Source organism: Ralstonia sp. OTU4908, from assembly GCF_038440115.1.
GTDB classification, from domain to species: domain Bacteria; phylum Pseudomonadota; class Gammaproteobacteria; order Burkholderiales; family Burkholderiaceae; genus Ralstonia; species Ralstonia pickettii.
Genome location: NZ_JASATD010000005.1, coordinates 26,894 through 38,946 on the forward strand (window position 1 = coordinate 26,894; position 12,053 = coordinate 38,946).

9 protein-coding genes are annotated in these 12,053 nt (G+C 64.4%); all 9 read left to right on the top strand.

The window, feature by feature from the left end:
* Positions 1–129 precede the first annotated feature (129 nt).
* The 9 genes from AAHM38_RS06195 (at position 130) to AAHM38_RS06235 (ending at position 12,017) form a co-directional block, all read left to right on the top strand.
* On the top strand, positions 130–1,047 hold the full coding sequence (locus AAHM38_RS06195) for an ion channel (protein ID WP_012761144.1): 918 nt from the start codon (positions 130–132) through the stop codon (positions 1,045–1,047).
* 31 nt (positions 1,048–1,078) lie between these two features.
* Entirely contained in the window at positions 1,079–2,326 is a 1,248-nt protein-coding gene (locus AAHM38_RS06200; protein ID WP_116575856.1) for a nucleoside recognition domain-containing protein, read from the top strand.
* A 57-nt stretch (positions 2,327–2,383) separates the two neighbouring features.
* Positions 2,384–2,965 (top strand): YqaA family protein, encoded by a 582-nt coding sequence (locus tag AAHM38_RS06205; protein ID WP_116575857.1) that lies wholly within the window; start codon positions 2,384–2,386, stop codon positions 2,963–2,965.
* Between the two features lie 200 nt (positions 2,966–3,165).
* Complete coding sequence (locus AAHM38_RS06210) at positions 3,166–7,203, top strand: DUF3683 domain-containing protein (RefSeq protein ID WP_116575858.1); 4,038 nt, start codon at positions 3,166–3,168, stop codon at positions 7,201–7,203.
* Entirely contained in the window at positions 7,200–7,652 is a 453-nt protein-coding gene (locus tag AAHM38_RS06215) for an HIT family protein (protein ID WP_012761148.1), read from the top strand. Before AAHM38_RS06210 ends, AAHM38_RS06215 begins: the two co-directional genes overlap by 4 nt.
* A 114-nt stretch (positions 7,653–7,766) precedes the next feature.
* Positions 7,767–9,611: an ABC transporter ATP-binding protein/permease gene (locus AAHM38_RS06220; protein WP_012761149.1), complete on the top strand. Its 1,845-nt coding sequence runs from the start codon at positions 7,767–7,769 to the stop codon at positions 9,609–9,611.
* A gap of 31 nt (positions 9,612–9,642) precedes the next feature.
* Complete coding sequence (locus AAHM38_RS06225; RefSeq protein WP_012761150.1) at positions 9,643–10,059, top strand: gamma-butyrobetaine hydroxylase-like domain-containing protein; 417 nt, start codon at positions 9,643–9,645, stop codon at positions 10,057–10,059.
* A 52-nt stretch (positions 10,060–10,111) separates the two neighbouring features.
* Positions 10,112–10,843, top strand: a complete 732-nt coding sequence (gene ubiE / locus AAHM38_RS06230) for a bifunctional demethylmenaquinone methyltransferase/2-methoxy-6-polyprenyl-1,4-benzoquinol methylase UbiE (protein ID WP_012761151.1) — start codon at positions 10,112–10,114, stop codon at positions 10,841–10,843.
* A gap of 127 nt (positions 10,844–10,970) precedes the next feature.
* Positions 10,971–12,017, top strand: coding sequence for a Tim44 domain-containing protein (locus tag AAHM38_RS06235; RefSeq protein ID WP_027693098.1), 1,047 nt, complete (start codon positions 10,971–10,973; stop codon positions 12,015–12,017).
* Positions 12,018–12,053 lie beyond the last annotated feature (36 nt).

Genomic DNA, 12,053 nt, shown 5'->3' on the forward strand with positions numbered 1-12,053 from the left:
TTGGACGTGAGCAGAGCCCGTAAGCCTATCACGCGGCGTCTTGCCCGCCTTGCCGGACTGGCGTGCCGGTCGGTACACTGCCCCGGCCGTGTCCGGGCGGGCGCGGCGCATCATCGGCGAGAGGCCTCCATGAACACCCCGTCGTCTTCCTCCCAGCTTTCCCGGCCCGCGCGCCGGGGCCGCACAGTCTGGTCCGGCACGCAGCACGTCATCGCCTACGGCATGCCGCCGCTGGGCTGGCGCGACGTTTACCACCATGCGCTGGAGGTCAACTGGCCGACCTTCTTCGCGCTGCTGGCGACCATGTTCCTGGCGCTGAATGCAGTATTCGCAGGGCTGTATTCGCTCGGCGACGGCGCGATCGCGAATCAGTCGCCGCCCGGCTTCGTCGGGGCCTTCTTCTTCAGCGTCGAAACGCTGGCCACGGTCGGCTACGGCGACATGCACCCGCAAACGCTCTACGCCCACGTCATCGCCACGCTGGAGATCTTCATCGGCATGTCGGGCATTGCCATGGCGACGGGCCTGGTGTTTGCCCGCTTCTCTCGCCCGCGCGCCAAGATCATGTTTGCGCGCAACGTTGTTGTGCGGCCGCTCAACGGCAAATCCACGCTGATGCTGCGCGCCGCCAATGCGCGCCAGAACGTCATCGCCGAGGCCACCGCCCGGCTGCGCCTGATGCAGGACGAGGTCTCGCCCGAGGGCTACTCGATCTACAAGATCCACGACCTGAAGCTGGAGCGCAGCGAGCACCCGATCTTCCTGCTGGGCTGGGTGATGATGCATGTCATCGATGAAGCCAGCCCGCTGCATGGCGCCACCGCAGAGTCGCTTGCGGCCGGTGACGCCTTGCTGCTGCTCACCATCGAGGGCGCTGACGAGACTGCCGCGCAGACTGTGCAGGCGCGCTATTCCTGGCGGCACGACGAGATCCGCTGGAACTATCGCTATGCCGACCTGATTCACGACGAGGGCGGCGTCACATCGGTCGACTACGACAACTTCCACCTGATCCACCCGCTCGAGACGTCCCCGCAGGCACAATGACCGGCTTGTCCGATCCCAACGCGCAACCCCTGTGGCCCTGAACCTCGTCTGGCTCGCCTTCTTTCTCGTCGCCTTCGTCACCGCGTGCGTGCAGGTGGTGCAGGGCGACATGGAAGTCTTCTCGCGCATGTTGACCGGCATGTTCGATGCCGCGCGCACCGGCTTCGAAATCGCGATCGGCCTGACCGGCATGATGGCGCTGTGGCTGGGCATCATGCGCGTGGGCGAGCGCGCCGGCGTGGTGGATCTGTTCGCGCGTCTTGTGAACCCGCTGATGCGGCACCTGTTTCCTTCCGTGCCCGCCGGCCACCCGGCCAACGGCGCGATGATGATGAACGTCTCGGCCAACGTGCTCGGGCTGGATAACGCCGCCACTCCACTGGGCCTGCAGGCCATGCGCGAGCTGCAGCAGATCAATCCGCAGCCGCAGCGCGCCAGCGATGCGCAGTTGATGTTCGTGGTGCTCAACACAGCGGGGGTGACGCTGGTGCCCACCTCCGTCATCGCCATCCGCCAGGCCATGGCGGTCAAGCAGGGCCTGGTCGGTTTCAATGCGGCAGACATTTTCCTGCCGACCTTGTTGTCCACGTTCATCGGCTTCTGCGCAGGCATTGCGGCGGTGGCGTGGTATCAGCGCATCAACCTGTTCAAGCCTGCGCTGCTTGCGTATTTCGGCGGCTTCGTCGCGACGATGGGGCTGCTTTTTGCGTGGCTGCGCCAGTTTCCGCCGCAGCAGATGGCGGCATGGATCGGCCTGATCGGCGCGGGCGCCATCCTCACCATCGTCGTGGCGTTCCTGGTCTGTGGGGCAATTCGTCGCATCAACGTGTACGAAACCTTCGTCGATGGCGCCAAGGATGGCTTCCAGGTCGCCATCGGCATCGTTCCGTACCTCGTCGCGGTGCTGGTGGGCATTGCCGTGTTTCGCGCGGCCGGGTGCATGGATGTCCTGATGCACGGGCTTTCTGCGCTGTTCACGCACCTGGGCATCGATACGCGTTTCGTGCCGGCGCTGCCGGTGGGACTGATGAAGACGTTGTCGGGCGCAGGCGCGCGCGGCCTGATGGTCGATGTGATGACCACTTACGGCGTCGATTCCTTCCAGGGCAAGCTGGCCGCCATCATCCAGGGTTCGACCGAGACCACGTTTTACGTGCTGGCCGTGTATTTCGGCAGCGTTGGCATCAAGGACACGCGCTACGCGCTGGCGTGTGGCCTGTGGGCGGACCTGATCGGGCTGATTGGCGCCGTGCTTGTCGCCTACCTGTTCTTCGCCTGAGGGGCTAGGGCGGCCCCCAAGCGACGCCGCGCCCGCCCGCCCTCTACAATCGGCCGCATGGAACAGTGGATCGACACGCTTTTTGCCACGCTCGCCCTGCCCAAGGTCGGGCTGCCCGCCGTCTTCGTCGTCAGTTTCATTTCGGCGACACTCTTGCCGCTCGGTTCCGAGCCTGCGGTTTTTGCGTACATCAAGCTCAATCCGGACATGTTTTGGCCGGCCATCGTGGTGGCCACGCTCGGCAATACGCTGGGGGGCGTGGTCGATTGGTGGATGGGTTACGCGGCCAAGCTGGCGCTAGTGCGCTATCACCTGGCGCGCCGCCGCCGGCAGCACAACGTCGAGCACGCCCAGCACGTGCCGCACCCCAAGCGCCATCGCGAGCCTCCGCTCGACAAGAAATACTTCCGCTGGATGCGCCGCATCGGGCCGGTGTCGCTGCTCGTATCGTGGCTGCCAGGCATCGGCGACCCGCTCTGTACGCTGGCCGGCTGGCTGCGCCTGAAGTTCTGGCCCAGCGTCATGTACATGGCCATCGGCAAATTCCTGCGCTATCTGGCGATGACCGCGGCCCTCATGACCCTGCCCGACGGCTTCTGGCATGGCATCCTGGGCTGGATCAAGAGCGTGATGATGTGACGTTTGCGTGGCGTTTGGCGCACCCTGACGCCCCCGCGCTTTTCGCAAGCCATTGAAAACGCGACGGTTTTCCCGCCCATATCGGTCGCAGGGATACCGTTGTTGCAACGCATCAACTGCGTGCGTTGCAGTACAATCGCCCTTTAAAGACCGCGCGGCTCAAGCCCTCTTTGCCGCGACCTCCTCCCCAGCGGCACGCCATGAATGCCCCACTTCTGATCGACGCCAAACTCACGGCGCAGGACGCTGCGCCCCGGCTGCGCGAGATTCCGTACAACTACACTTCGTTCTCGGATCGGGAAATCGTCATCCGTCTGCTGGGCGAGTCTGCGTGGCAGATCCTGGACGAACTGCGCGCTGAGCGCCGCACCGGCCGATCGGCACGCATGCTGTACGAAGTGCTGGGCGACATCTGGGTGGTGCGCCGCAACCCGTATCTGCAGGACGACCTGCTCGACAACCCGAAGCGCCGGCAGATGCTGATCGACGCACTCAATCACCGCCTGGCGGAGATCGAGAAGCGCCGCGTGGCCGACCACGATTCGCATCACGACCCCGTGGGCGACGAGCGCGCCAGCAAGGTGCAGCAACTCGTCGTGCATGCCCGCCGTGCCGTCAAGGCGTTCCAGGAAGAATTCGCCCAGGTGTACGACCTGCGCCGCCGCGCCCAGAAAGTGCTCGGCCGCGTCACCGCGAAGGACAACATCAAGTTCGACGGCCTGTCGCGCGTGTCGCACGTGACAGACGCCACCGACTGGCGTGTCGAATATCCGTTCGTCGTGCTCACGCCCGATACGGAAGAAGAGATTGCCGGCATCGTGAAGGGCTGCTTCGAGCTGGGCCTGACCATCATCCCGCGCGGAGGCGGCACCGGCTATACCGGCGGCGCCGTGCCGCTCACGCCGTTCTCGGCGGTCATCAATACCGAAAAGCTGGAACGCCTGGATGCGGTCGAGATGACCGACCTGCCGGGCGTTGACCACCCTGTGGCGACCATCTATTCGGGCGCCGGCGTGGTGACGCGACGCGTGGCCGATGCGGCGGAAAAGGCCGGCCTCGTCTTCGCCGTGGACCCGACCTCGATCGACGCGTCGTGCATCGGCGGCAACGTCGCCATGAACGCGGGCGGCAAAAAGGCGGTGCTGTGGGGCACCGCGCTGGATAACCTCGCCTGGTGGCGCATGGTCGACCCGGACGGCAACTGGCTCGAAGTCACGCGCCTCAATCACAACCTGGGCAAGATCCACGATGCGCCGGTCGTCACCTTCGAGCTGAAGTGGTTCGACGGCAATGCGCCGGTCGGCGCCAAGCTGCTGCGCACCGAGACCCTGACCATCGAAGGCCGCAAGTTCCGCAAGGAAGGCCTCGGCAAGGATGTCACCGACAAGTTCCTGGCCGGCCTGCCCGGCGTGCAGAAGGAAGGCTGCGACGGCATCATCACCAGCGCGCGCTGGATTCTGCACCGCATGCCCAAGTCGATCCGCACCGTGTGCCTGGAGTTCTTCGGCCAGGCACGCGACGCGATCCCCAGCATCGTCGAGATCAAGGATTACCTCGACGCCGAAACCAAGAAGCCCGGCGGCGCGATCCTCGCGGGCCTGGAACACCTTGATGAGCGCTACCTGCGCGCGGTCGGCTACGCCACCAAGAGCAAGCGCAACGCGTTTCCGAAGATGGTGCTGATCGGTGACATCGTCGGGGATGACGACGACGCCGTGGCGCGCGCCACCTCGGAAGTGATCCGCCTGGCCAACGGCAAGAGCGGCGAAGGTTTCGTGGCCGTGAGCCCCGAGGCCCGCAAGAAATTCTGGCTGGACCGCTCGCGCACAGCCGCGATCGCCAAGCACACCAACGCCTTCAAGATCAACGAAGACGTGGTGATCCCGCTCAATCGCATGGGCGAGTACACCGACGGCATCGAGCGCATCAACATCGAGCTGTCGATCAAGAGCAAGCTCAAGCTGACCGACGCGCTGCTCGATTTCTTTGCCGGCAGCAACCTGCCGCTGGGCCGCACCGACGACGCCAATGAAATCCCCAGCGCTGAACTGCTGGAAGACCGCGTGCAACAGGCGCAGCAACTGCTGCGTGCCACGCGCGCACGTTGGCAATATCTGCTGGACCATCTCGACACGCCGGTCACCACGGCGCGCGCGAGCCTCATCGGGCTTGGCCTGGGCTACCTTGCGCAGACCATCGACGACCGTCTGGTGAACCAGCCCGACGCGAACCTGTTCCACCTGCTGCAGGATCGGACGATCCGCGTGTCGTGGAAGGCGGAGATTCGCGCCGAGCTGCGCAAGATCTTCAACGGCGGCGAGTTCAAGCCGATCCTCGACGAGGCCCAGGCGATCCACAAGAAGGTGCTGCGCGGCCGTGTGTTCGTGGCGCTGCACATGCACGCCGGCGACGGCAACGTGCACACCAACATTCCCGTCAACTCGGATGATTACGACATGCTGCAGGACGCCCACAAGGCGGTGGCCCGCATCATGACACTGGCGCGTTCGCTGGACGGCGTGATTTCAGGCGAGCACGGCATCGGCATCACCAAGCTGGAATTCCTGACCGACGAAGAGATCGCCGACTTTGCTGCCTACAAGCGCCGCGTCGACCCGAACGGCCGCTTCAACAAGGGCAAGCTGCTGCGCGACATCAATGACCCGCAAGGCCTGGCCGCCGACCTTCGCAACGCCTACACGCCGTCGTTCGGCCTGATGGGGCACGAGTCGATCATCATGCAGCAGAGCGACATCGGCGCCATCTCGGAGTCGATCAAGGACTGCCTGCGCTGCGGCAAGTGCAAGCCGGTGTGTGCCACGCACGTGCCGCGCGCCAACCTGCTGTACAGCCCGCGCAACAAGATCCTCGCCACGTCGCTGCTCATCGAGGCCTTCCTGTACGAAGAACAGACGCGCCGCGGCGTATCGGTCAAGCACTGGGAAGAGTTTGCCGACGTGGGCGATCACTGCACGGTCTGCCACAAGTGCGTGACGCCGTGCCCGGTCAAGATCGACTTCGGCGATGTGTCGATGAACATGCGCAACCTGCTGCGCAAGATGGGGCAGAAGAAGTTCAACCCCGGCACCGCAGCGGCGATGTTCTACCTGAACGCGACCAACCCCGAGACCATCAACCTCACGCGCAAGGTGATGTTCGACTGGGGTTACAAGGCGCAGCGTCTGGGCAATGACATCCTGAAGAAGTTCGCCAAGAAGCAGACCGCTCATCCCCCGGCAACGGTGGGCAGGCCGCCGGTGCGCGAGCAGGTGATTCACTTCATCAACAAGAAGATGCCGGGCAACCTGCCCAAGAAGACAGCGCGTGCGTTGCTGGACATCGAAGACAACGAGATCGTCCCGATCATCCGCAACCCGAAGGCGACCACGCCCGATAGCGAAGCGGTGTTCTACTTCCCGGGCTGCGGCTCGGAGCGGCTGTTCTCGCAGGTGGGTCTCGCTACGCAGGCAATGCTGTGGCACGCCGGCGTGCAAACGGTGCTGCCGCCGGGCTACCTGTGCTGCGGCTACCCCCAGCGCGGCACGGGCCAGTTCGACAAGGCCGAGAAGATCGTCACCGACAACCGCGTGCTGTTTCATCGCGTGGCCAACACGCTCAACTACCTCGACATCAAGACGGTGGTGGTGAGCTGCGGCACCTGCTACGACCAGCTCGCGGGGTATGAATTCGACAAGATCTTCCCGGGCTGCCGCATCATCGACATTCACGAATACCTGCTGGAGAAGGGCGTGAAGATCGACGGTGTGCAGGGTACGCGGTACATGTACCACGACCCTTGCCACACCCCCATCAAGACGATGGACCCGACCAAGCTGGTCAACCAGCTGATGGGCGGCAACATCGGCGCGGATGGCCAGACCAGCGCGATCGAGAAGAACGACCGCTGCTGCGGCGAGTCCGGGACGCTGGCGATTTCACGCCCGGACATTTCGACGCAGGTCCGCTTCCGCAAGGAAGAGGAGATGCAGAAGGGTGCCGACAAGCTGCGCAGCCTTGGCCAGACCAGCGGCCAGGGCGGCGAGGCGTTCAACGGCGACGTGAAGATTCTCACGAGCTGCCCGGCATGTCTGCAGGGCCTGTCGCGCTACACCGAAGACGTCTCGGTACAGGCCGACTACATCGTGGTCGAGATGGCGCGTCACGTGCTCGGCGAAACCTGGCTGCAGGACTACGTTGCGCAGGCCAACGCCGGCGGCATCGAGCGGGTTCTGGTGTGACGGTTGCGACGACCGGCGAGCGCGCGCCCGGCTGCGCCCTGTGCGAGGCGGACGGCGGCGAGCCCGTCTGGCGTAATGCCAAGGCGCGGGTGGTGCTGGTCGAGCACGCGCGCTTCCCCGGCTTCTGCCGCGTCATCTGGAACGATCACGTGGCCGAGCAGACCGACTTGTCCGACGCAGATCGCCACTGGCTGATGGACGTCGTCAGCCGGGTTGAGCGCGTGCTGCGGGCCGAACTGGCGCCCGACAAGATCAACCTCGCCAGCTTCGGCAATTTCGTGCCGCATCTGCATTGGCACGTCATCCCGCGCTATCGTTGGGACACGCATTTTCCAGAGGCCGTCTGGGGCCCCGAGCAGCGCGCCCCTGATACCGCGCGCATGGCCGAGATCACGGCCAGGTTGCCGGCACTGTCGTACGCGCTGCACGCGGCGCTGGCCAACGCTTGAGGGCTGTTGACGGTAGGCTGCCTAGCGCCTGGTAACGCATCGCCCCGTCGTGCGCGGAACCCCCGTGGCGCGCACGACGTCTGATTCTCTTTCTGTTGCGCCAACGCCCTCGCCATGACGACACCGCGCACCGCCGCTACGCCCGATTCCCACAAGGATTCCATCTCCGAGTTGACCGTTCACCATGGACGGCTGAACCTCTCGGAGACTTGGCAACTGATCCGCCCGTACTGGTTTTCGGAAGACCGCCACAAGGCCTGGGGGCTGCTTGCATTGGTGGTCGCCCTGAACCTGTTTCTGGTCTACATGAACGTGCTGTTCACGGACTGGAACCGGCTTTTCTACAATGCGCTCGAGCAGAAGAACTACGGCGAATTCTGGACGCAGCTGGGCCGCTTTTCATGGATTGCCGCGTTGCTGATCTTTGGCTCGATCATGCGTTTGTATTACTCGATGATGCTGCAGATGCGGTGGCGGACGTGGATCACCGGTAGCTTCCTCGACGACTGGCTCAGCAAGCAGGCGTTCTACCGCCTCGAACAGACGCACAGCGCCGACAACCCCGACCAACGGATCGCCGACGACCTGCGCAACTTCACCGATGCGACGCTCACCTTGGCGCTGGGTTTCCTGAATTCCGCTGTCACGCTGGTGTCGTTCTTCGGCATCCTGTGGGCGGTGTCGGGGCCGCTGGCGTTCAGCCTGGGCGGCCACGACTTCGTGATTCCCGGCTACATGGTGTGGTTTGCGCTGCTGTACTCGATCGTGGGCTCGGTCATCATCCACTTTGTGGGGCGGCCGCTGATCGGGCTGTCGTTCCAGCAGGAGCGTTACGAGGCGTACTTCCGTTTCCTGCTCGTGCGCGTGCGTGAGAACAGCGAAAGCATCGCCCTGTACCGCGGCGAGCCGACCGAAAAAGCCATCCTGCGCGGCCGTTTCGAACGCATCCGCACCAACTGGAACCAGTTGATGGACTACACACGGCGCCTGACCTTTGCCAGTTCCGGCTATGCGCAGTTCGCCATCATCTTCCCGTTTCTGGTGTCGGCGCCGCGCTACTTTGGCGGCACGCTCACGCTGGGCGGAATGATGCAGGTCGCCACGGCGTTCGGGCAGGTACAGGATGCGATGTCGTGGTTTGTCACGAACTACCGCACGCTCGTCACCTGGAAAGCTTCCACCAACCGTCTGATCGAATTCCAGCGCGCCATCCGCGCCGCCGAGCGCGAAGAAGAGCACCGCGCCGGCGTGCGGGATGTCGAGGTCGAAACCGCCGCCGTACCCGCCATCGAAGCCCGCGGCCTCGCGTTGAATCTGCCGAACCGCAAGCCCGAAGACTTGCTGGTCAAACCCTTCGACATGACGCTCGCACGGGGTGAGCGCGTGCTCGTCAACGGCCCGTCGGGCTGCGGCAAAAGCACGCTGGTGCGTGCCGTGGCCGGCATCTGGCCGTACGGCAGCGGTCGCATCGAGGTGCCGGACGATGCTCGCGTGCTGTTCCTGCCACAGCGTAGCTACCTGCCGTCGGGCACGCTGGCCGATGCGCTGTCGTATCCGGATTTGGCCACCCAGTACACCGCTGAGCGTCTGACCCAGGTGCTGAACGCATGCCGGTTGCCGGCACTGGTTGATCTACTGGACGAGGTCAGCAACTGGAGCCTGCGCCTGTCGCCGGGCGAGCAGCAGCGCCTCGCTTTTGCTCGTGCGTTGCTGCAGCGCCCCGATTACCTCTTCCTCGACGAGGCCACCAGCGCACTCGACGAAGACACCGAGGCGTTCATGTACAGCCTGATGCTCGAATCGATGCCTGATGTGACCATCGTCAGCGTGGCGCACCGCAGTACCGTCGCACGATTCCACCACCGCCGCCTGCGCTACATCCCCGAGGGCGATCCGTTGACTGCGGTAAGCTATCGGGTGGTGGAAGAGCCTGCGCACATGGCGCTGGCAGCTTCCTGAAACACCGTTTTTGACTCGACGAGACGTTTTCATGGCCGGACTTTCCGCCGACACCCCACACCCGACCGGTATTACCGTCCACACGCAATCGCGCGTGCTGGAAATTGCCTTCGCCGATGGCAAGCAGTTCAGCCTGCCATTCGAATACTTGCGCGTGCTGTCGCCGTCGGCGGAAGTGCAGGGGCATGGGCCCGGACAGGAGGTTCTGCAGACCGGCAAGCGCGAGGTGGGCATCGTCGGCGTGGAGCCGGTCGGCAATTACGCGATCCGGCCACTGTTCTCCGACGGTCACGATTCCGGCATCTACGATTGGGCTTATCTATACCGCCTCGGCGTCGAACACGACGCGCTCTGGCAAGCGTATCTCGATCGGCTGACCGCCGCCGGTGTCGACCGTGACGCCCCGATGGCAGCGAACGCCGGCCACGCCTGTGGCCACAGCCACTGATTCCCAATTCACTTTGCGGCGCCGTTGCGCTGCGTCCGTATCCCTTTCTGTCATGAGCCAAACCCACTTCGGATTTCAGCAGGTCGATGAGCAGGAAAAGGCCGGCAAGGTTGCCGGCGTGTTCCATTCCGTCGCGAGCAAATACGACGTGATGAACGACCTGATGTCCGGCGGCCTGCACCGCGTGTGGAAAATGTTCACCATTGCCCAGGCAGCAGTGCGCCCGGGCTACAAGGTGCTCGACATCGCCGGCGGGACTGGTGATCTGGCCAAGGCCTTCGCGCGCCAGGCAGGTCCGACCGGCGAGGTCTGGCTGACCGACATCAACGAGTCGATGCTGCGCGTCGGCCGTGACCGGCTGCTCGATGCTGGCGTGCTCACCCCCACCGCCCTGTGCGACGCCGAGCACATTCCCTTTCCGAATGCTTACTTCGATGTGGTGACAGTGGCATTCGGCTTGCGCAACATGACGCACAAGGATCGCGCGCTTGCTGAAATGCGCCGCGTGGTGAAGCCGGGCGGCAAGGTCATGGTGCTGGAGTTTTCCAAGGTGTGGCAGCCGCTGGAGAAGGCCTATGACCTGTACTCTTTCAAGGTACTGCCGTGGTTGGGCAGCAAAGTGGCGGGCGACCCCGAGAGCTACCGCTATCTGGCCGAGTCCATCCGCATGCACCCGGATCAGGAAACGCTCAAGCAGATGATGGAACAGGCCGGATTGGACTCGGTCGAATACTTCAATCTGACGGCGGGTGTCGTGGCTCTGCACGTCGGCCGTCGCCTTTAAGTGTTGCCGTCGTTCCACCGGATGGGCGATGTAGCGCGTTGCGGCGATATGCCACGATCCTTCACATTGAATTTCGGCGTTGACGTCTTCATCTAATGGCGTCACTGCCACTGGAGAGAAGACAGCGATGAGTTTGCATTGGGGTGGAAAATTGATGGCGGGCGCGCTGGTCGCGACGCTCGCACTGGGCACGGCAATCGACGCCAACGCCAAGCGCATGGGTGGCAGCCGCAGCATCGGCAAGCAGTCGTCCACCGTGACGCAACGCCAACAGACGCCGCCGGCCACGACGCCGTCGCCGACGCAGCAGGCCGCGCCTGCCGCACAACCTTCACCGGCCGCACCGGCTCCGGGCGCTCCGGCCGCAAAGCCCGGACGTAACTGGGGCGGCATGCTGGGCGGCCTGGCTGCCGGTCTGGGTATCGGTTATCTGCTGTCGAAGTTCGGTCTGGGCGCGGGCCTCGCCTCGTTGCTGTCGAACCTGATCCTGATCGCACTCGTCGCCTTCGTGGTGATGTGGATCATTCGCAAGGTCCGCGGCAGCCGTCCGCAAGGTCCTGCCTATGCCACGGGTGGCCCGTCGCTGGGCGGCGACCGTGAACCGTACGTGCCGCAACCTGCCGCACCGGCCCCGCAGGCTTCTGCTCCGGCGGCCGCATCGCTCAACACCGGCAACACGTCGGGCCTCGGCGCCGGCGCGGCAACCGCCGCACAGTCGTGGAACCTGGGTGGTTCGGCTGCGAGCGCGCAGGCCGTCAACGCTCAGCCTGCTGCAGCCGCACCGCAGCAGCCGTGGGGCGTGCCGGCAGATTTCGACACGCAAGCCTTCCTGCGCAACGCCAAGGTGTACTTCATCCGCCTCCAGGCCGCTTGGGACGCGGGCAATCTCAACGACATCCGGGAGTTCACCACGCCGGAAATGTTTGCCGAGATCAAGATGGACCTGGCCGACCGCGGCACTTCGCCCAACAAGACCGACGTGGTCTCGGTTGAAGCCGAAATGCTGGGCATTGAAACGCAGGCCGCCGAGTACCTCGCCAGCGTGCGCTTCTCGGGCATGATCCGCGAAGAAGCCAATGCACCCGCGCAGCCGTTTGCCGAGGTGTGGAACCTGACAAAGCCGACGCAGGGTGCGGGGGGGTGGGTGTTGGCGGGCATTCAGCAGTTGCAGTGATGCCGTAACAACTTGAAGCGGCGCAAACGGCCGTTT

What these genes read in the sequence shown, in the direction of transcription:
- AAHM38_RS06235 (WP_027693098.1), top strand. Translation starts at nt 10,971, where the DNA reads ATGAGTTTGCATTGGGGTGGAAAATTGATGGCGGGCGCGCTGGTCGCG.
- ubiE (WP_012761151.1), top strand. Translation starts at nt 10,112, where the DNA reads ATGAGCCAAACCCACTTCGGATTTCAGCAGGTCGATGAGCAGGAAAAG.
- AAHM38_RS06205 (WP_116575857.1), top strand. Translation starts at nt 2,384, where the DNA reads ATGGAACAGTGGATCGACACGCTTTTTGCCACGCTCGCCCTGCCCAAG.
- AAHM38_RS06210 (WP_116575858.1), top strand. Translation starts at nt 3,166, where the DNA reads ATGAATGCCCCACTTCTGATCGACGCCAAACTCACGGCGCAGGACGCT.
- AAHM38_RS06225 (WP_012761150.1), top strand. Translation starts at nt 9,643, where the DNA reads ATGGCCGGACTTTCCGCCGACACCCCACACCCGACCGGTATTACCGTC.
- AAHM38_RS06220 (WP_012761149.1), top strand. Translation starts at nt 7,767, where the DNA reads ATGACGACACCGCGCACCGCCGCTACGCCCGATTCCCACAAGGATTCC.
- AAHM38_RS06195 (WP_012761144.1), top strand. Translation starts at nt 130, where the DNA reads ATGAACACCCCGTCGTCTTCCTCCCAGCTTTCCCGGCCCGCGCGCCGG.